This is a genomic window from Flavobacteriales bacterium (genome assembly GCA_025210295.1).
Classification (GTDB): Bacteria; Bacteroidota; Bacteroidia; order Flavobacteriales_D; family Parvicellaceae; genus S010-51.
This window is the reverse complement of record JAOASC010000015.1, coordinates 49392-69769: the sequence shown is the minus strand read 5'-3', so window position 1 is coordinate 69769 and position 20378 is coordinate 49392. Positions and strand designations below refer to the sequence as shown.

General features: G+C 33.0%; 19 protein-coding genes. 10 read left to right on the top strand and 9 right to left on the bottom strand.

The window, feature by feature from the left end; translation table 11 throughout:
- Nucleotides 1–8 precede the first annotated feature (8 nt).
- The 6 genes from N4A35_02175 to N4A35_02150 all read right to left on the bottom strand — a co-directional run bounded on the left by N4A35_02175 (nucleotide 9) and on the right by N4A35_02150 (nucleotide 4963).
- Nucleotides 9–908 carry an alpha/beta hydrolase gene (locus N4A35_02175; protein ID MCT4580196.1) on the bottom strand — a complete coding sequence of 300 codons (900 nt, stop codon included), beginning with the start codon at nucleotides 906–908 and terminating at the stop codon, nucleotides 9–11.
- A 57-nt stretch (nucleotides 909–965) separates the two neighbouring features.
- Complete coding sequence (fahA, locus tag N4A35_02170) at nucleotides 966–2240, bottom strand: fumarylacetoacetase (protein ID MCT4580195.1); 1275 nt, start codon at nucleotides 2238–2240, stop codon at nucleotides 966–968.
- A gap of 22 nt (nucleotides 2241–2262) precedes the next feature.
- Nucleotides 2263–3540 (bottom strand): serine hydroxymethyltransferase, encoded by a 1278-nt coding sequence (locus tag N4A35_02165; protein MCT4580194.1) that lies wholly within the window; start codon nucleotides 3538–3540, stop codon nucleotides 2263–2265.
- A 110-nt stretch (nucleotides 3541–3650) separates the two neighbouring features.
- Nucleotides 3651–4154: a hypothetical protein gene (locus N4A35_02160; protein MCT4580193.1), complete on the bottom strand. Its 504-nt coding sequence runs from the start codon at nucleotides 4152–4154 to the stop codon at nucleotides 3651–3653.
- Between the two features lie 4 nt (nucleotides 4155–4158).
- A complete protein-coding gene (locus N4A35_02155) occupies nucleotides 4159–4659 on the bottom strand; it encodes an exosortase/archaeosortase family protein (protein ID MCT4580192.1) in 501 nt (166 codons plus the stop codon).
- Between the two features lie 76 nt (nucleotides 4660–4735).
- Nucleotides 4736–4963 (bottom strand): hypothetical protein, encoded by a 228-nt coding sequence (locus N4A35_02150; GenBank protein MCT4580191.1) that lies wholly within the window; start codon nucleotides 4961–4963, stop codon nucleotides 4736–4738.
- 278 nt (nucleotides 4964–5241) lie between these two features.
- On the opposite strand from N4A35_02150, the gene N4A35_02145 reads away from it, so the two are divergent.
- The 3 genes from N4A35_02145 (at nucleotide 5242) to N4A35_02135 (ending at nucleotide 8303) form a co-directional block, all read left to right on the top strand.
- Nucleotides 5242–7443 carry a polysaccharide biosynthesis tyrosine autokinase gene (locus tag N4A35_02145; protein ID MCT4580190.1) on the top strand — a complete coding sequence of 734 codons (2202 nt, stop codon included), beginning with the start codon at nucleotides 5242–5244 and terminating at the stop codon, nucleotides 7441–7443.
- 1 nt (nucleotide 7444) lies between these two features.
- Nucleotides 7445–7687 (top strand): CDGSH iron-sulfur domain-containing protein, encoded by a 243-nt coding sequence (locus tag N4A35_02140; protein ID MCT4580189.1) that lies wholly within the window; start codon nucleotides 7445–7447, stop codon nucleotides 7685–7687.
- A gap of 88 nt (nucleotides 7688–7775) precedes the next feature.
- Nucleotides 7776–8303 carry a YceI family protein gene (locus N4A35_02135; protein MCT4580188.1) on the top strand — a complete coding sequence of 176 codons (528 nt, stop codon included), beginning with the start codon at nucleotides 7776–7778 and terminating at the stop codon, nucleotides 8301–8303.
- Here the strand turns inward: N4A35_02135 and N4A35_02130 are convergent.
- The 3 genes from N4A35_02130 to N4A35_02120 are packed head-to-tail and all read right to left on the bottom strand — an operon-like array spanning nucleotide 8300 to nucleotide 11077.
- Nucleotides 8300–9685 carry a SpoIIE family protein phosphatase gene (locus N4A35_02130; GenBank protein ID MCT4580187.1) on the bottom strand — a complete coding sequence of 462 codons (1386 nt, stop codon included), beginning with the start codon at nucleotides 9683–9685 and terminating at the stop codon, nucleotides 8300–8302. The genes N4A35_02135 and N4A35_02130 overlap by 4 nt on opposite strands.
- 17 nt (nucleotides 9686–9702) lie before the next feature.
- Nucleotides 9703–10029 (bottom strand): nucleotide pyrophosphohydrolase, encoded by a 327-nt coding sequence (locus N4A35_02125; protein MCT4580186.1) that lies wholly within the window; start codon nucleotides 10027–10029, stop codon nucleotides 9703–9705.
- Between the two features lies 1 nt (nucleotide 10030).
- On the bottom strand, nucleotides 10031–11077 hold the full coding sequence (locus N4A35_02120; protein MCT4580185.1) for a T9SS type A sorting domain-containing protein: 1047 nt from the start codon (nucleotides 11075–11077) through the stop codon (nucleotides 10031–10033).
- Between the two features lie 130 nt (nucleotides 11078–11207).
- Between N4A35_02120 and N4A35_02115 the strand changes: the two genes are divergently transcribed.
- From N4A35_02115 to N4A35_02085, 7 genes are all read left to right on the top strand, one after another.
- Complete coding sequence (locus tag N4A35_02115) at nucleotides 11208–13010, top strand: T9SS type A sorting domain-containing protein (GenBank protein ID MCT4580184.1); 1803 nt, start codon at nucleotides 11208–11210, stop codon at nucleotides 13008–13010.
- A 120-nt stretch (nucleotides 13011–13130) separates the two neighbouring features.
- Nucleotides 13131–13763, top strand: coding sequence for a carboxypeptidase-like regulatory domain-containing protein (locus tag N4A35_02110; protein MCT4580183.1), 633 nt, complete (start codon nucleotides 13131–13133; stop codon nucleotides 13761–13763).
- Between the two features lie 8 nt (nucleotides 13764–13771).
- The gene (locus N4A35_02105) at nucleotides 13772–16435 is read left to right on the top strand and encodes a TonB-dependent receptor (protein MCT4580182.1); all 2664 of its coding nucleotides are present in this window, start codon (nucleotides 13772–13774) and stop codon (nucleotides 16433–16435) included.
- Nucleotides 16436–16552: 117 nt separating this feature from the next.
- Nucleotides 16553–17308: a DUF547 domain-containing protein gene (locus N4A35_02100; GenBank protein MCT4580181.1), complete on the top strand. Its 756-nt coding sequence runs from the start codon at nucleotides 16553–16555 to the stop codon at nucleotides 17306–17308.
- Complete coding sequence (locus N4A35_02095; GenBank protein MCT4580180.1) at nucleotides 17301–17663, top strand: GTPase; 363 nt, start codon at nucleotides 17301–17303, stop codon at nucleotides 17661–17663. The genes N4A35_02100 and N4A35_02095 overlap by 8 nt, the downstream gene beginning before the upstream one ends.
- A 312-nt stretch (nucleotides 17664–17975) precedes the next feature.
- A complete protein-coding gene (bshB1, locus tag N4A35_02090) occupies nucleotides 17976–18695 on the top strand; it encodes a bacillithiol biosynthesis deacetylase BshB1 (protein ID MCT4580179.1) in 720 nt (239 codons plus the stop codon).
- A gap of 2 nt (nucleotides 18696–18697) precedes the next feature.
- Nucleotides 18698–20350 carry an ABC transporter substrate-binding protein gene (locus N4A35_02085; protein MCT4580178.1) on the top strand — a complete coding sequence of 551 codons (1653 nt, stop codon included), beginning with the start codon at nucleotides 18698–18700 and terminating at the stop codon, nucleotides 20348–20350.
- Nucleotides 20351–20378: the final 28 nt, after the last annotated feature.

Here is a 20378-nt window from a genome sequence, read left to right as displayed (position 1 = left end):
ATTCTAATTCAAGAATGATCATTAATCCATTCAAGAGCTTCAATAAAATGATCCTTTTCTGCTTTGGGGTGTGTCAAAATATTGATATGATCATAATCAACCAAATTGTTGTTTGATTGACTTAATAAAACAAATTTTGAAGCTTGTCTTATACCTGTTTCTTTTATGAGTAAGCGTACATCTTTTTGATTTCCAAGCGTATGGTCTTTTATTCCTGTGTAGTATAAAATAGGAGGGAGGTCTATTTGATGTAATTGGGCTTTGTAATCAAAAGCATCATTTTTATCTTTCCATGATCGGCTATAAACCCAGTGATTCATTTCCCGATAAAAAGCTAGAGGTTCATCGTCAGAACCTGCTTTCATCTTGGTAAAAGGAACGTAACCTTTTAAATTACCCCATAGATTTCCAACGACATTCCACATAAGGTCTATATAAAATACTCGTCGAAGTGTAAAGACGGATACTCGCCTCTTACTACCAAAGAAAACAGCTGACTTAACCTTGGTATCTGGAAATCTAGCTAAAAAAGAAAGTAGTAAAACACCTCCCCATGAATGGCCTACAAAATGGAAAGTCTCTTTGCCAGTAAGTTCGGTGATTTTTGATAAACACAAAGGAATATCTTGAAGAATTTGATCTGTTTGAGTCTGTTTATTTAGTTTAGAAACTTTTGGGAAACTTTCACCTTTTCCTCTCATGTCTACAGCAAAAACATCATACCCATTTTTAGCTAAGAATGGAGCAAATCCTTTTTGGGACTTACTATGAAAAATTTTACTATTTTCCATTGCTCCATGTAACATAAATACTGGATTGTTATTTTCTTTTTGAGTGTAAAACCGATGTAGACAAATCGTGTCGTTCTCAGTTATTTTTAAAAAATATTTTTCGTGTTGGATATCCATAAAAAAAGAAAGCTCTATAAATAGATTTATAGAGCTTATTTTAAATCAATAGATTAATTATTTAGCGGGAAGAACTTTTGTGCTGACCTCTCCAAAACCAATTCTAACTTGGCTATTTTCAGCATATCCTTTCATAATAACAGTATCGTTATCTTGAATGAATTTTCGTTGAGATCCATCTTTCATTTCAACACTTTTACTTCCTTTCCATGAAATCTCAAGCATAGATCCATATTCATGTTCTTCAGGTCCTGATATTGTTCCTGATGCCATCATATCACCACAATTGATATTACAACCATTAATGGTATGGTGCGCCAACTGTTGATTCATATTCCAGTACATATATTTATAGTTACTGTCAGATACTACTGTAGCCTCAGCGTTCTCAGGTTGTATAGCCATTTCTAAGTTAATAGCAATGTGCTTATCACCTTCATACTCTAAATATGGTAAAACTTTTGGATCTTGAATTGGTCCAGGAACTCTAAAAGGCTCTAAAGCGTCTAAAGTAACGATCCAAGGGCTTATTGATGAAGCAAAGTTTTTTCCAAGGAAAGGCCCTAGTGGAACATATTCCCAACCTTGAATATCTCTAGCGCTCCAATCATTAAATAAACACATACCGAATATATAATCATCAGCTTCAGCTGTTGTAATATGGTCTCCAAGTGGTTTACCTTGATAAGTAACAAAAGCCATTTCTAATTCAAAGTCAAGTAAGTTTGATGTACCAAATACTGGAGGTTCTTCTGGATTTGGTCTTTTTTGACCCTTTGGCCTGTGGATAGGTTCTCCAGAAACAATGATGGATGAAGAGCGACCATGGTAACCAACAGGTATATGTTTCCAGTTAGGCATTAATGCATTTTTGGGGTCTCTGAACAAACATCCAACATTATAAGCATGTTGTTCACTAGAGTAAAAATCCGTATAATCTCCAATGTATACAGGTAAATGCATTTGAGCGTCAGACATTTCTACGATGATCTGTTTAGCTTCTTCAGGGTTGTTTTGAAGCTCTGAGTTATCAATAGTTAATAATTCAGAAATTCTATTTCTAAGCATTCTAGTCGCTTGTTTACCTCTTAGCATCATAGGATTTAAAACCGCTGCATCAAAATCGGCTAATTCAAAAGGTGTATCACCCAGATAGCCTAATTCAAAAAGGTTTTTTAAATCCACTATTTTCGTACCTATGGCAACTCCTACTCTAGGGGTGTCTCCTTCTAATGAAAAAATCCCGAATGGTAAATTCTGAATAGGGAAATCACTGTTTTTTGGAACAGTTATCCAAGATTTTAAAGTAGGGTCGTTTGCTTTTATATTCATCTTGTTTTTATATTGTGTGGTTTTACTTCCATGTAAAAAGAGGTCTCTCAGTCATGAAATTTTTAACTTCTTCTTTAATGTTTTCTAATTCTTGTTCATTTTCATGGTTCATAATTACTCGATCTACAAAATCAACAATTTGAATCATTTCAGTTTCTTTCATTCCTCTTGAGGTTACAGCAGGTGTTCCTAAACGAATACCAGAAGTCACAAAAGGAGATTGAGTGTCAAATGGAACCATGTTCTTATTTACTGTGATATGGGCTTTGACAAGTGCATTTTCAGCTTCTTTTCCTGTAATGTTTTTCGAACGTAAATCGATCAACATTGAATGGTTTTCTGTCCCTCCTGAAATTACTTGATAACCTCTTTTTACTAATTCATCAGCCATTACTTTTGCATTAGTAATCACTTGTTTACCATAAGTAATAAATTCAGGAGATAATGCCTCTCCAAATGCTACAGCTTTAGCTGCTATAACATGTTCCAATGGCCCTCCTTGAATTCCAGGAAAAACAGCAGAGTCTAATAGTGATGATAGTTTTCTTACAGTTCCTTTAGCAGTAGTAATTCCCCAAGGGTTTTCCATGTCTTTACCTACCATTATTACACCACCACGAGGCCCTCTTAGTGTTTTGTGAGTAGTAGTAGTAACAACATGACAATACGGTAAAGGGTTGTTAAGCAATTTAGCAGCAATTAATCCTGCAGGATGTGAAATATCTCCGAATAATATCGCACCTACTTTGTCGGCAATTGCTCTTAATCTTTTATAGTCCCAATCTCTAGAATAAGCTGAGGCCCCACAAATAATCATTTTAGGCTGCTCTTCAATTGCTTTAGCTTCTACTTTATCATAGTCTATTAATCCAGTTTCCTTTTCCACTCCATAGAAAACAGGAGTGTAAAGTTTTCCAGAAAAATTCACAGGTGAACCATGTGTAAGATGTCCCCCATGAGATAAGTCAAAACCTAAGACTTTGTCTCCTGGTTTTAAACAGGCAAGGTAAACTGCGGCATTAGCTTGTGACCCTGAATGTGGTTGAACATTTACCCATTCAGCTCCAAATAGTTGCTTTAGCCTTTCAATAGCTAACAATTCTATTTGGTCAACAACTTCGCAACCTCCATAATACCTTTTGTTAGGTAACCCTTCAGCATATTTATTGGTTAGAATTGAACCTGCAGCTTTCATTACATTATCACTCACATAATTTTCAGATGCTATTAATTCTATTCCTTCTGTTTGACGAACTCTTTCGTGTTCGATTAAGTCAAATACTTGATTGTCTTGAGTCATACGTAGCGTATTTATTATTGTGTGTTTTAGTATTAAGGGTACTTGTTTTGTTCCAACAACTACCGTAACAAAAATAATCAAAAGTGTTGAATAGATGAGGAAAAATAAAGCTATTTTTTATCTAAATAGAATAGCTTAAAGCTAACTAAAAAGAATAGCGTAGGAAGTGATGATTGCAAAAAATGAGCAATTTCCATAGCAATTAAATATGCTTTGTTTTGAAATGTATAGTTGGCGCTTAAATAAGAGCTAGTATAAATAATAAAAGCGCTTAAGAAAAGAATAGTGTAGAGTATAAAGAAATAATAAGAAACTTTACTTGTTTGGTAAAAAATACCATTGATGATGGCGCCCAGTGCCCCAAATAAGAAACTAAAAATAGCGGTAAATAGCCACTTTAAATTATTCAACTCTTTAATAGAGTAGTCTTTAATAAAACTTTCAATAAAGGAGTCTGTGTAACTATCTATTGATGCTGTTCCATCAGGTGAAAGATGCTGTAGGTAGTAAATTTGAAAACCAATGTTTTTAAAAATATAGTCGCGTACAAAATCTAGATAGAAAATAAAACATATTCCCAAACCGACAATTCCATATTTTAAAAAACGATTCAACGTTCTATTTTTTAGAAAATTTATTGACCCAAAAATACCATAGTCCAAATACGATTGAATAGACGAGTACTTGGAAAGTAATATTGTGGTTAAAATCCAGTAAAGTAGGGTTTTCAGCAGAAATAATAGTTAAAACAGCTATTCTAATAGCATTTGCGAGGTGTAAAATAAATATTCCTAGAGGAATGTACCATAATTTATGAATCCACTTCCCTTGAAATGCTAGGATGAATATCGCAAATAAACCAAAGACTTTAAGCCCATTACAAGGTTCTCCAATCCAAACTCCATGGTTGATATAATCTCCCTCAACTGAGGTGATAACATAATCTGTTGAGGTATCAATGATTGGTGAATAACCTAACAGTTGGATGAAAAAAGTGGATTGATGAGCTAATTCAATAGAGATAATCCTTTGAATATCGCCTTCAAATAAACTATATATGTTTTCATAAAAACTAAACCACAAAATAACTAATACTGCAAATGTGATAATAAATTTCAAAAATGGATTTTTGAGCATTAAGGTTTAATTTTTATTTAAACTAAAAAAGTTGAACCAAAGTTCAACTTTTTGTATTTTATGATTCTTCTTTTATGTTTTGATAAGCTTTTTTAGCACCATAAGCAGCACCAATTGCAAGCAAAAAACTAATTCCCCCATCAACAGGTATACATGGAGGAGGCCAACAAGGAGGGCCACCACCTGCAGGACCTCCAGGTGGTCCTCCACCTGCCGGTTGTCCATACACAATGGATACTAATGATAGTAATAAAATTAGTAGAGATATGTATTTGAAAAATTTCATTTCCTAAGAACAAATATAGACATAATTTTTTTATTGAAAAGCATAAGTTGTTAAGAATTAGTTATTATTAAATAGAATTATTCATAAAATATATCAACCTTTTAGTGGGTTGTCTTATATTTGTCATAATTGAATTAAAAAATTGAAGCTTGAATAATAATCAACAACAAGAAACATTAGTATCCCTCAAGGATTTGAGGTGGGTGATGAAGATAATGGCAAAAAACTGGTATCTTTTTATCGTTTTTCCATTGTTTTTTTGTGTAGTAGGTAAATTTATGAGTTACAAATCAGTAAAAGATTATAGTGCTCAAGTTCAGATTTTATTGAAGTCTAATGATGTTTATGATTATCAAAACTCAATTAATAGTAATATTGGACTGTATAACGTCTATGGAGATATATTAAATCAAATGAGAATTTTAAAATCTTATGATTTAGTCGAACAATCTCTTTCCAAACTTAACTTTGATGTCTCCTATTTTATCGTAGGTCGAATTAGAACAGATGAGATGTTTAATAGCAGCCCATTTAGGGTAGATGTTACTTTGTTAAACCAGTCTTTATATGAACGTAAATTTGACTTTTATTACATTGATAGTGCTAGTTATAGAGTCGAAATAGAAGTGGATGGAGAGTTAAAGGTCTATGAACATAAATTTGATGAAGAAGCAATTACAAATGAGTATATTCTAACCGCACACAATAAATCGTTAATTACACCGAAAAATAAAGAGCTGAGGTCACAAACAAAATATCAGTTTATACCTCATTCGAAGCAATATTGGGTTAGCCGTGTGATTCAAAATATGGAGATTAAAAACATTGATTATACCTCTATATTAACGATTTCATTAAAAGATCCTGTTGCTATTCGAGCAAAGATGTTCTTGGATACTTTGAGTTCGGTTTATATTCAATACACCCTAGAAAACCAGTTGTTTATTAATGATAATACCCAGAATTATATACAGAAACAGTTAGACAATGTAATAGAAGTGTTAGATTCTATCAGTAGTGAACTGGAGTTGATGAGAGACCAAAAAGGAATATTAGATTTAAATAGAGAATCGCAAGTTTATTTTGACCAATTGATTACCTATGAAACGCAAAGAAGACAATTGGAATTGGATATTAATTCATTGGATAATTTAAAAAAATATGTCATTGAAGCTAATGAAGATAAATTAATGCCTCCATCATTTTATGTATTGGAAAGTGACCCTTATTTGAAAATAGCGTTGACTAAGTTTTACGAAACTCAAACCAAAAAGATTGATTTGTCGTATAAGGTGAAAAGTAATCACCAAGAATTAGAAAAACTACAAGAATCAATTGTCTCTCAGAAAAAAGATATTTTGATTTATGTTTCAAATACAAGAAATGCAATTGAAGAGAAGATAGTTGATTTAGATAAGGAAATTCAGCATTTTGAGACGTTAGTGAAGCGTATTCCGAAGACAAAAAGAGATATCTTATCTGTAAATCGAAAACTAGAAGTAAATGAAAAATTATATGTTTTCTTATTGGAAAAAAGAGCAAATACTTTTATTGCTAAATCAGGGATAGTGCCTCAAACAAAAGTAATTGAAAAATCTCGTGTGTTAGGTACAGTTGGAACTAGTGCAAATAGTGTGATTTTGATGTATGTTTTTATTGGAGTCTGTTTTGCTGTGTTTTTAACGTTTATTAGGGGAGTATTTTATAGTCGTTATGAGAATATTAAAGAACTGTCTGAGAATACATCAATCCCAATTTTGGGAAGCTTACCTTTTGTAAAAGATGTAACAATAGATATTCCAGCCAAAGCGAATATAACTGAGGCTTTAAGAGGGATTAGAACATCACTGAGTTACTTGAATCAAAAAGAGCAGTCGAATTTGTTGTTAGTAACTTCAATTCATCCAGGAGAAGGAAAAACGTTTACTTCTTCAAGATTAGCAATGATTTATGCGCGTTCGGGTAAAAAAGTATTGTTGATCGACTTTGATATGCATAAACCTAAAATTCATAAATATTTAAGCATAGGTAACCAAAAGGGGGCGTCAACAATATTAAGTGGGAATAGCGGAATAAAAGAGGCTATTCAACCTTTTAAAGAAAACATGGATATTATATCTAGTGGACCTGTTCCTCCCAATGCGTCTGAATTGATATTGTCACCAATTATGGATGATTTGCTGACCTATGTTAAAGAACATTATGATTATGTGTTTATTGATACCCCACCTATAGGTTTAGTGAGTGATGGCGTAGTTTTATTGAAAAAAGTAGATACTTCTGTGTTTGTAATGAATACTCAGAAAGCAAATAAAAAAGGAGTTGATTTCCTAGAGGATATTATAGAACAAGTGGATGGGCAGCATATTGGGCTCGTATTAAATGGAGTGAAGCAAGGGAAATGGAAAACGTATTACGGTAAGTATGGTTACGGCTACGGGTATGGCTATGGTTACGGTTATGGTTATGAAGAAAAGTAAGATGAAGAGTAAAACACTTATTGCTGGGAAAATTCCTGAAACAGTTATGCTAGAAAGACAGAAACAATACGTATGGTGTTCTTGTGGAAGGTCTAAGGCTCAACCATTCTGTGATGGGGAACATCGAGAAACGACAATTAAACCACTTGTTTTTCAATCAAAATTTAGGCAACAAGCTAATTTGTGTACTTGTAAATTAACAGCAAACCCTCCATATTGTGATGGAGCACATTTAGCCTTATAAGTACATTATGGTCATTAAATTTTGGAGATTCATAGAAAAATAGAAGAGAACATTTAAAAATATTACTACATTTATAAAAAAATCAAACATGAAAAATTTACTGTTATTATTTGCAACTTGTATCGGACTTTCAATTGTTGGTTGGGCTCAAGAAAAATCAGTTCAATCAGGAAATATTCTTTTTCATGCTGTTGAGAAAAAAGAGGTAAAAGCTCAGACTAATACTTTTGAGAGTAAAATAAACTTAGATAAAAAAACGGTGTTATTTGTTGTGCCTATCGAAAGTTTTGTTTTTAAAAAAGGATTGATGCAAGAACATTTTATTAATGAAAATAATATGAGTGCTAGTTTGTTTCCTGCTGCAAAATTTACAGGTAAAATCTCTTCAAGTACTGCTATTCATAAAGAGGGACGCCACATTGTTCAAGTAGAAGGTGATATGACTATTAAAGGCGTAACTGTTCCTTTTTCAACTCATGGATTGCTAACCAATAAATCAGGAGAAACAGTAATAAAAGCTTCTTTTATGATTGATGGGACAATGTTTGGGCTAGACAATGCAAAAATAAAAGGTTTTTCAGATAAGATAGAAGTAGCTTTAACCGCTAAGTATTAAATACGGACTCCCATAATACAAACATCATCAATCTGTTCTAAGCCCCCTTTCCAATTTTCAAAGGTCTGATTTAAAAAATCTTTTTGTTGGTTAATAGGTAGCTTGCAAGCTTCTAATAACGTTTTTTTTAGTTGAGGTGTTTTAAACTTCTTTAACTTTTCTCCTCCGAACTGATCTACATAGCCATCTGTAACTAAATATATACAGTCTTCTTTTTCTAATGTTATAAGGTGGTTGTTAAATGGTGTTGCTGCCTTGATGTATTGGCCAATGGGTTGTTTATCTGGTTTAAATTCTAAGATTTCATTATTTCTAATGATGTATAATTTAATGTTGGCTCCCGCATAGTTTAAGGTCTGTCCTTCTATCGAACACAGAGCGATGTCCATACCATCTTTAACATTGTTAAGATTGGTTTCCAAACTTTCGATTACTAAAGAACGTGTTTTATTCAAGACCTTGTCAGGGGATAGGGTGTTATATTCATTAAGGGCTCTATTCAAAGCATTGGTACATATAACACTCATCATCGCACCAGGAACTCCATGTCCAGTACAATCTCCTACAGCAAAATATGTTTGATTTCCTTTTTCTTCAACCCAATAAAAATCTCCAGCAACAATATCTTTAGGTTTATATAGAATAAAAGAATTGGGTAAGAGACTGATTCGTTTCTTTTGAGACGGCAAAATCGCATTTTGAATACGTTTACTATAATTGATACTATCCGTAATTTCTTTGTGTGCATCTTCAATTATCCCCACTTGACGTTCAATTCTCTTATTTTTATTAATGACCTCTTGCCTTTCTTTTAAGATGTCATTTTTATATTTATAGTTTGTTAATTTGATCTGAAAAACAAGATAAAAGCCACCTAAGAAGACTCCTAAAATATTTAAAATTACCATTACTAATTGTTGCGTTTCAGTCATCACAATAATTGGAGTAATAAATGTCTGTGTATAAACGCTGAGGAAGTAAGCAAAAATACTCGTTCCAAAAATAAGATAAGACAGGCTGTGGTTTTTAATTGCAGCAAGTTGAATTAAAGCAATAAGTATTAAATATAGTTCCAATTGACTTCCTGGAATGACAATAGAAACAGTAGCCATATGATAAATAGCAGCTAAAGCAATGATTGGAGTGGCATGATTTAGTTTACTATTTCTTGGGAAAAATAAAAAGACAAAAGCAACTGAGGAAAGTAGGATTAGTTGCAAGGTCATCCAAAAAGCATTGATCCATATTAAAATAGGAATATAACAACTCGCTAAAATTCCAGAGATAAAAATAAGTCGATTGGTGAGTTGTAAAGACCTTATTTCTGAACTGTTCATTTCAGCCTTAACACTTAGGTTCGATATTTTACCCCACCAATTCATCAATTAAATCATATCAATTAGGTCAATTTTTTATTATTGATATGCCTATCGGCATCTCTTTGCGTTTTCTTATTAAGGTTTTTAGCTAATGCTTGCTCTAAGTCAATTCCTGTTTGGTTGGCGAGGCATATCAAAACAAAAAGGACATCAGCCATCTCGTCTGCCAAATCTTTGTTTTTATCAGATTCTTTTTCAGATTGTTCGCCATATCTTCTCGCGATAATTCTTGCAACTTCACCAACTTCTTCGGTAAGCATAGCCATATTGGTTAATTCATTAAAATAACGAACACCATATTCTTTAATCCATTTGTCAACGATGTTTTGAGCTTCAGTAATGGTCATCTTATTGTTTTTGAATTGTTAAACTACCTTTTTGCCCTTCATGAGTTAAGGTGAGAACATACTGACCTTTAGGATAATTTGAAATATCAATTGATGTTTTGTAGGCTCCTGAATAAAGAAGTTTTCCAGAGTAGTCAATGATATGCATCGTACCATCTTTTTGTGAAGTAGAAATATTGATGATAGAATTAGATGGATTAGGATATATTTTGAGGTCAAAGTTATTTTGATGTTCTACAAAACTAGAGGTGTTGGCATCAAGATATTTGGCATTTGAAATCGTATTTCCTTGTTGAGTTATTGAAAAAACAGGAACGCCTACACCGTTTACAAACCATTCATATGTTGTTTGCACAGGTCTATTAAACGCTACACCTGGTAAAGGGAAAGGTTGCTGAACTTTTAGTGTGTCTCTTTGGTATAAGGTAGTTTTTACCCTTAAACATTGATTGTAAGTTTGGTAAGGTGTTACGATACTTCCCCAACCATCAACTGCTACTTTTCTTTGTATATGTTGACCATAAGCTCCTAGAGAAGGAACATCTAAGAGGTAATATGCCGAGGTTGAATCACTAGCTCCATAGCTAAGGGGTAGGGGGTATAGTTGATCTATAGTATCATATTTAATTGAGGCTGGTATCCCGTTGATGTTTGCACCAAAACCAACCATTTCAAGTGAAGAGCTATTTTTTTTGTGAAAGTTAAAAACATCAGAAATCGTTACTTGATTAAAGGCATTGATCTCAATACCTTTAATACCATAATCAGCTTTATAGTCTGGGTAAATAAAAGAGTTGTTAAAATAAAACTGATAAGCAAATGGGGTAGAAGTAACAGCTACATAGGTGGTTGTGTCTTGATTTATATTGGTAAGTTGGGAGTAATCCCAGCTTATATTACTTCCAGTTAAAGAAATGTCCAAACCATTTGTGTTAGCATTACTATATACATATTGGTCGCCACTATTAGGGAAATTATTATCGGAGATGGTTATTTGTCCATATGTTAATAGTGGTAAAAGTGGAATGAAGAGTAAAAGCTGTTTCATAATTTTGGTATTCTTTTGGGCTAAAAATAAGAAAAACAGACGATTAATTCATCGCTGTTGATAAAAAAACCAATAGCAGTCAGTAAAAAACACTAAATTTGTGATAACAATAAATTAAAATTAAATTAACATGAGAAATATCTACCTTTCTTTGAGTGTTATCTTAGCCTCTTCTACTTTGTTAGCTCAGAGTAGTTATTTTGGGGATTATACGGCTAAGAATAAAAATGTTAAATCGTCTAAGCAACAACCAGCTAGGCTTAAAGCATCCTATTTATCTGAAGATTTTGAGAGTGGAACATTTCCGCCTGCAGGATGGACTGAGTACAGTGGTTCTTCTTCAACTATAACGACTGCTGAACAAGAATGGCATGCTAACTCTGGTGGGAACCCAGGAAGCTGTGCTTCTGTTTTATTCGATAATGCAACTGATGTTCATGATGAATATTTAGAAACGCCTGCAATAGATTTATCAACTCCTAGTTCTTCTACTGTTCATTTACAATTTGACTTTAACACAAGTATTCACTGGCATGTGGCCCCTAATGATTTTGCTGATATTAGCTTATTTGTTTCAACAGACAATGGAGCGACTTGGAGTGATACTTTATGGGTGGAAGATGATACCACCTTATTAGAGGCGACTCATAGTAATGATTGGGAACAATATGAATGGACAACAGCGTATGTAGATATTAGTAACTTTACTGGAGCTGGAATGAATCAAGTGAAATTTGCTTTTCATTATACAGGGCAAGATGGCGCTCAGTTCAATTTAGATAATGTTGTTGTTCTTGATGCTTTGAGTAATAATTTAGCTGTGGCAGATGTGTTTGATGCAAACTTTAATCAAACTCAAGAATTTAGTGAATTGCCAACAAGCCAAACGTCAATAGCGCAAACAGGTGCAGTTATTGTCAATAAAGGAACGCAAACTCAATATAATGTTTCAGTAGCTATTGATATCAGTGGTTCTACATCTGGAAGTGTATATACAGAAACGATTGTTTTGGATTCTATCGAACCTTATGATAAAGATACTATTTGGACAACAAACTCAACGTATACACCTTCTGTTATAGAAAGTCTAACAGAAACATTTACGCTTCCTACAGATGAAGAGGGAAGTGATAATGTTGGTACAAGTACATATAATATTACAGAGTTTACGATGTCTCATTATAAGGAAACGACTTCAACAAGAACTTTTGATGATGATGACCTAATTGCCGTTGGAGCGAGCTACCTAATTACAAGTGAAGTAACGTTATATGAGGTAGATGTTAAATTTGAACAAGGGACGTCAACTAACGAGCTTTATACACTTAGAATTCATGAGGTTCTTTCAGGAATACAAGATGTGAATGAGTTGTTAGCTCTTGATTATAATGTGGCTCCATCTGATATTGGTAACTGGACGTCAATAAGGTTAGCTACACCAGTAACTTTAGAGGCAAATAAAGAATATATTATAGAAATAGAGTCTGATTTTGCAGAAGATAAGCCAATTGTTTTAAGTGCCAATAATGGAGGGAACCCTGATCTTTCGACAACAGTATACGGTCCTTTTGGAACTAATAATGCTGTCAATAGATATTTAGGATGGGGATTTGTTCCGGCCATTCGTTTAGATTTTGAAAATTATGGTGTAGGTATAAAAGAAAATGAAGCGTTGGTAACTTTAAGTCAGAATAGACCTAATCCAGCAAAAGGGCAAACAGTTATTGGATATGTTTTAAACGAAAAATCTGATGTTACGCTAAAAATTACTGATATCAATGGTAAAGTTATTTTCACAAATACTGAAATCAATCAAGCAAAAGGAAAGCATGCGATTAATGTAAACACCAATGAAATGTCACAAGGGGTTTATCAGTATACAATTACAACCAATCAAGGAACAATAACTAAATCTATGGTGGTTGCCAAATAACTAAAATATCAATCGAAAAATTAAAAAGCCTTGGGGATTTTTCTCAAGGCTTTTTTTGTATTTTTACACAATATAACACCAAAGAAAATAGTTATAGGTTATAATTTTAATATCGATAAAATGAAAAATTGGATTGTAGTAATTGTGATTTTGTTATTGGGAAAAGTAGTCGTGTTTTCACAGGATACAACCCGCCATCAGTTAATACAATTTAGTGGAGTAGTCGTTTCTGGGGATAGCCTAGAACCAGTGCCTTATTGTACTGTTTTAGATAAGTCTTCTAAGCGTGGAACGATTTCAGATTATTTCGGTTATTTCTCTTTTGTTGCCCATAAAGGTGATTCGATTCGCTTTTCTTCAGTTGGGTTTAAAACTTCTTATTATGTTATTCCAGATACCTTAAAAGAAGATCGATATTCATTAATACATGTGCTAACAACTGATACAATAATGCTTCCAGTAGCCGTCATCTACCCATGGCCTTCTAAAGAGCAATTTGCAGAAGCTTTTGTCAATGTTGAAATCCCTAATGATGATTATAAACGAGCTGTCCATAATTTAGCACAGGCTGAATTAAAAGAAATGGCTGATGGTATTCCAATGAATGGAAGTATGAATTATAATTATCAAATGCAACAAGTACAAAATAAACTATATTACGCTGGTCAATTACCACCCAACAATCTTTTAAACCCTATAGCTTGGTCTAAATTTATTCAGTCATGGAAAAATGGAGACTTTAAAAGGCAATAAGCATTCTAATGGTTAGAAGTATTTTTTTTCTCTTATTCTTGTTGTTTGGAGTTAGTATTTTAGGGCAAAATACTGCTCGGATAATGGGTGTCATTAAAAATGAGATTGAGCAGCCTGTAAAAGATGCTAATATTAGTATTCAAGGAACCAAAAGAGGAACAGTCTCTAATCAAAGAGGTGAATTTGAGTTAATAATTCCTGCTAATAAGAAAACTATAATAAAAATTTCTAGCGTTGCATATAGCCCTAAGAAAGTAGCTTTTACACTGAGTCCGAATGAACTTAAAAAAGTTGATATTAAGTTGGATTATATTTCCATAGGAGTTGTAAATGTAGAAGGCAAAAAGCCTAAAATAGGAACTTTAGAAAGGTGGGAAAACCCAATTAAGCCTAGTCAAATTTCAGCGCCATCTGAAAATCTTGAAAATGTGTTGCAGTTTTCACAATTTGGGGTTTCTCAAAATAATGAGTTGTCTGCCGGCTATAATGTAAGGGGAGGAAATTTTGATGAAAATTTAATATATGTTAATGGAATAGAAGTTTATCGACCATTTTTGGCTCGTTCTGGTCAACAAGAAGGGTTGAGTTTTGTTAACCCATATTTAGTCGATAATATTCTTTTTTCAGCAGGTGGGTTTAATGCAAATTATGGAGATAAATTATCTTCTGTTTTAGACATTACTTACAGAGAACCCCAGCGTTTCAAAGGGTCATTTACAGCTAGCTTATTGGGGGCTGCAGCTCATGTAGAAGATACCATAAACACACGTTCTAACTTTATTACTGGTGTAAGATATCGAACCAATTCCTATTTACTAGGAGCATTAGATACTAAAGGAGATTATAAACCTACATTTATTGATTATCAAGGAATGTATAATTATTATTTGAATGAGAAAACAAAATTGACCTTGTTTGGAACTTATTCTAAAAATAAATATTTAGTGGTGCCACAAAATCGGGAGACGAGTTTTGGTTCAATCAACCAAGCATTAAGATTTACTGTGTTTTATGAGGGGCAAGAAGTCACAGAGTTTGAAACATATATGGGGGCCTTAAAGTTGAATCAAGAATTGTCTGATAAACTTGAATTGAATTACATTACTTCCTATTATCGTTCAAAAGCTTTTGAAAATTTCGATTTGCTAGGCGAATATAAGTTGGATGAGTTGGAGCGAGATTTGGGAAGCGACGAATATGGTGAGGTAGCATTTAATCGTGGGGTTGGAGCTTTTTTGGAGCATGCTAGAAATACCTTAGATGCTTCGGTATTTAATGCTTCAGTTCAGGGAAGATATTTTGGCGATCGCTATAAATGGAGTTTTGGTACTAAGTTTCAACACGAATTGATTAACGATAAGTTAAGTGAATGGACGTATATAGATTCAGCTCGATTTAATCTTCCTCACCCAGCAGATTCTGTCGGATATACTTTACCATCAGCTCAAGATTACCAATATTTAGAGTTAAGCTATTTATTGAAAAGCCAAACTGAATTAAACTCTAATAGACTAACAGGGTTTGTTCAAACTGAAAGAGATTTTAGTTTTGATTCTACTAAAGTTATTATTCAAGATTCAGTAATTACTAGTGATACATCTTATTATCTAGATACCACTTTCTACTCCAGTCGTTATTTAAATGCGAATTTAGGTGTTCGAGCAAATTACTGGACTTACAATAATCAAACTGTTGTTTCGCCTAGATTTAACCTAACCTATAAGCCTGCATGGTTTTTTATTAAGGATAATGATATTTACCGAAGAAATGTGTCTTTTAGATTTGCTACAGGCTTTTATTATCAACCTCCTTTTTACAGAGAAATGAGGTATTTATCAGGAGAATTAAACCCAGCTATACGAGCTCAGAAATCCATCCATTTTGTGTTGGGAACAGATTATACTTTCTTTATCAAAAATAGACCCTTTAAGTTTGGTGCAGAAGCTTACTATAAATTAATGTCAGACATTATCCCTTATGAAATTGATAATGTTCGAATAAGGTATTATGGAAAAAATAATGCAAAAGCCTATGCACAAGGTTTAGACTTTAAAGTGAATGGGGAGTTTATCAAGGGAATAGAATCTTATGCCTCATTATCTTATTTAAAAACAGAAGAGGATATTTTAGATGATTATTATTATAACTATTTTAATGCAAGTGGAGAACAAATTATCTTTGGTTATACTGCAGACGACGTTGCAGTGGATAGTACCAAAGTAAATCCAGGTTACATTCCTAGGCCAACAGATCAACGTATCAGTTTTTCGATGTTTTTTCAGGATAAAATGCCTAAAGAATGGGATACCGAAAAAATAAAATGGAGTACTTTTAAAGTGAATTTAACTGTTGCTGTTGGTTCTAGATTACCATACGGACCTCCTGGGGCAGAGCGTTACCCAGATACTTTAAGAACACCTTTATATCGTAGGGTAGATATTGGTTTTAGTAAAGACTTAATAGGGGAGCATACCAATCGAAGTAAGTTTAGTAAGAAGTCATTACTGAAAAAAGTTGATAAAATGTGGCTTTCTTTAGAAGTGTTTAACTTGTTAGATATTGCTAATACCATTAATTATACATGGATAACAGATGTTACAGGAAGGCAATACTCTATTCCTTCTTTTCTCACTTCAAGAAGACTCAACCTAAAATTAGTGGCACAATTTTAAAAAACTTGTCAGTAATTATCGTTTTTTTCAACTTATAGATAGAAATGACTTTGGTATTTATTTTGTAGTACTAAACCAAAGTGCTAAATTGATGATAATATAATTACACCAAACACTATGAAAAAAAGAATAACATTGAGTTTAATTAGCGGGGTTATGTTGCTAAGTTCGGGAACTTATGCTTTAGACAAAGAACCTGTTCAAATTAAGAGTATTGAAGTAGCAGATGTAGCAGCATTTGATCATTCTATATGGAATGAATTGTTGAAAAAAAATGTTTCCAGTACAGGTAAGGTCAATTACAAAGGATTTAAAGCCGACAGAGTTAAGTTGAATAACTATTTAACCGCTTTAAAAGCAAAAAGCCCAACGAGTAGTTGGTCAAGAAATGAAAAATTGGCTTATTGGATTAATGTATATAATGCATTTACTGTTCAATTGATTGTAGAGCATTATCCTACTAGTAGTATTATGAAAATAGATAAAGCTTGGGATAAGAAGTTTATAAAAATAGCAGGTAAAGTTTATAGCTTAGGTGATGTAGAAAATAATATTCTTAGAAAAATGGGGGAGTCAAGAATTCATTTTGCTATTAATTGTGCTTCTGTATCGTGTCCTAAATTATTAAATGAAGCATATACGGCAGAAAAGCTTTCTTCGCAGTTAAGAATGGTTACTAAACAATTTTTTGCTGATAAAACAAAAAATCAATTGGGAGCAAACACGGTTAAAATATCTAAGATATTTGAGTGGTATGCTAAGGATTTCTCGAATGGAAATATTATTGAATACATCAATAAGTATAGTGGGACAAAAGTCTCTACTTCTGCTAAAATAAGTTATTTAGAATACAATTGGAACTTGAATGAATAGTGGAGCTGAAAAGCGATTAGTCTTTGTGTATAATGCTCAATCTGGTTGGTTTTATAAAGCATCAAATTTTGCACATAAAATTATTAGTCCTAAAACTTATAATTGTGAACTATGTGCATTAACACATGGAAGCTTTAGGCCTAAAGAAGAGTGGTTGACTTTTATTCAGTCATTAGATTATGATATTGAGTTTATCTATAAAGATGAAGTCAATATAGGTAAAAGGAGGTTTACGCCTCCTTTTGTGTTGAAAATAATTGATGGAAAAGAAAAAGTTTTAATTGCCAATGATGATTGGTATAAAATCAAGACAACTGAGGAGTTCATAAAATATATTAAACAGCGATTAGCATAAAGACCGATGTAAATATGCGTGTTTATACGTAGTGTTTTGAAATTTAAACGAAGAAAAAGCTGGGTAGAATTTTTTTTTGAGGAGGTTGGTCGAAAATTGAAAATTTGAATGTAAATACGTTGTATATTTGTATCGGGGTAGTCAAATAAAAAGTTGCTTTTAGCAACTGATTTTTTCGGGGGATACGTAAGTATCCCCTTTTTTATTGCATTTTATTATAATTATTAACGCCCCTGTTTCAATAAGTTTTAGCTCAGACGTATTTTTTCTGAAGATCTTGAATTATCTTTATAGATAATCTCAATATATAGTATGAAATTAGATGTTTTAGCTTTCGGAGCTCACCCAGATGATGTGGAATTAGCAGCGTCAGGGACAATTCTTAAACAAATAGCTCAAGGTTATAAAGTAGGAATTGTAGATTTAACTTTAGGAGAACTAGGAACTAAAGGTACAGCTGTTACAAGAATGAAAGAAGCGCATGTAGCAGCTGAAATTTTGAAAATTGAAGTCCGCGAAAACTTACAGTTAGCAGATGGTTTTTTTGAAATCAATGAAACGAGCTTATTAAAGGTTATTCATCAAATTAGAAAATACCAACCAGAAATTGTATTGTGTAATGCGGTATCAGATAGGCATCCAGATCATGGAAGAGGGGGAGATTTAGTTTCTAGAGCTTGCTTTTTATCTGGTTTAGTAAAGATAGGTACCCAACAAAATGATGGAAGTTTACAGAAACCATGGAGACCAAAGGTAGTCTACAGGTATGTCCAGGATAATTGGATCACGCCAGACTTTGTTGTTGGTATCGATGAATTTTACGAAACAAAAATGGAAGCGATAATGGCCTATAAAACGCAGTTTTATAACCCTGATGATAAAGGGCCTGTGACTCCAATTTCTTCTCCAGAATTTTTAGAGTATTTAAAGGGTAGAGCTGCAAATTTTGGTAGAATAATTGGAGCGAGATTTGGAGAAGGTTTTACCGTTGAGAGAAGTATGGGAGTCAATAATTTATTTGATTTAAAATAGTTATGAAAGCACTCTTTCTATTTATTGCTGTTAGTTTCTTATGGGGATGTCAATTAAAAGACGATAGAAGAAAGGAGCAAGAAAAAACAGTGTTTAGGTATAATGAGTCAGCAGGAATCTCAACGCTTGATCCAGCCTATGTAAGAAGGTTTGAAGACTTTTTAGCTATAGAACAATTGTTTAATGGGTTGGTGAGTCTAGATAAAGACTTAAATGTGGAACCATCTATTGCTGAAGCTTGGTCAATATCTGAAGATGGGTTAACTTATCAGTTCAATTTAAGGGAGGATGTTTATTTCAACAGGAGCGACTTGTTTGGAAGTAAAGAAACAAGAAGAGTAACGGCAAGTGATGTTGTGTATTCTTTTTTAAGAATTATCGATCCAACAACTGCGTCGCCAGGAAAATATATTTTTCAAAATCTGGATAATTCTAGTCCTGATTTCAAAGCTATTGAAGCTATTGATGAAAATACAGTCGTTATTCATTTAAGTACTCCACAACCTTCATTGATTTACCAATTATCATTACCCTATTGTACCATTGTTCCTTATGAAGTCGTGGAATATTTTGGTGATGATTTTGGCCTTCACCCAATAGGAACAGGACCTTTTTATCTTAAGAAATGGAAAAAAGATGTAAAGTTAGTGATGGCTAAAAACCAACATTACTTTGAAGCAGATCATAAAGGTGTACGTTTACCTTATTTAGATGCAGTTTCTGTCTATTTTATACAAGATAAGCACCAAGAGTTTATCAAGTTTAAATCTGGGAATTTAGAGATGATTTCTGGGATGAATGAAGATGATAAAGACCAATTACTTAATGGAGAGGGAGAGCTAAATGAGGAGCTAAAGAATTCGTTCTATCTACAAAAAATAGATTGGTTAAATACCGACTATTTAGGAATTCTAATGGATGAAAATGACCATCATCAAAACAATCCTTTGAAAAATAAATTGATAAGACAGGCAATAGGATATGCTATAGATCGACAAGCAATGGTTAGATACCTTAGGAATAATATAGGGGTTCCTGCGACGAAGGGCTTTATACCTCAGGGAATGCCAGGTTTTGAGGACTTCAGTATAGAGGGATATTCGTATGATATTGAAAAGGCAATGTTGTTAATTAAAGAAGCAGGTTATGAGAGCGGTGAGGCGGTTCCTGTAATAACACTTTCTGCAACGCCAGAATATAAAACAATGTGTGAATACTTACAAAGAGAGCTTTCTAAAATAGGACTAACAATTAAGGTGGATATGAACTCTGTTTCTTCAATGAATCAACGAATAGCGCAGTTTGAGGCTAATTTTTATCGGAAGTCATGGATTGCAGACTTTCCAGATGCAATTAATTATTTCCAATTATTTTATAGTAAAAACTTTTATCCTGAATTTGGTTCCAACTATACCCATTTCAAAAATCAAGAATATGATGTTCTCTTTGAATTAGCCCAAGTTGAAAAAGATGAGCGTAACCGTATGGTGTTGTACAAAAAAATGAATCAGATATTACACGATGAATCTCCAGCTATACCTTTGTTTTATGCAGAAACATTAAGATTTTTTAATCAAAATGTTGAAGGTATTCAAAGTAATTCTTTAAATGCTTTATCACTTAAGAAAGTAAGAGTTTTAAACCAGAATAATTAATGCGATAACTTTATTAAGTATAGCTCGG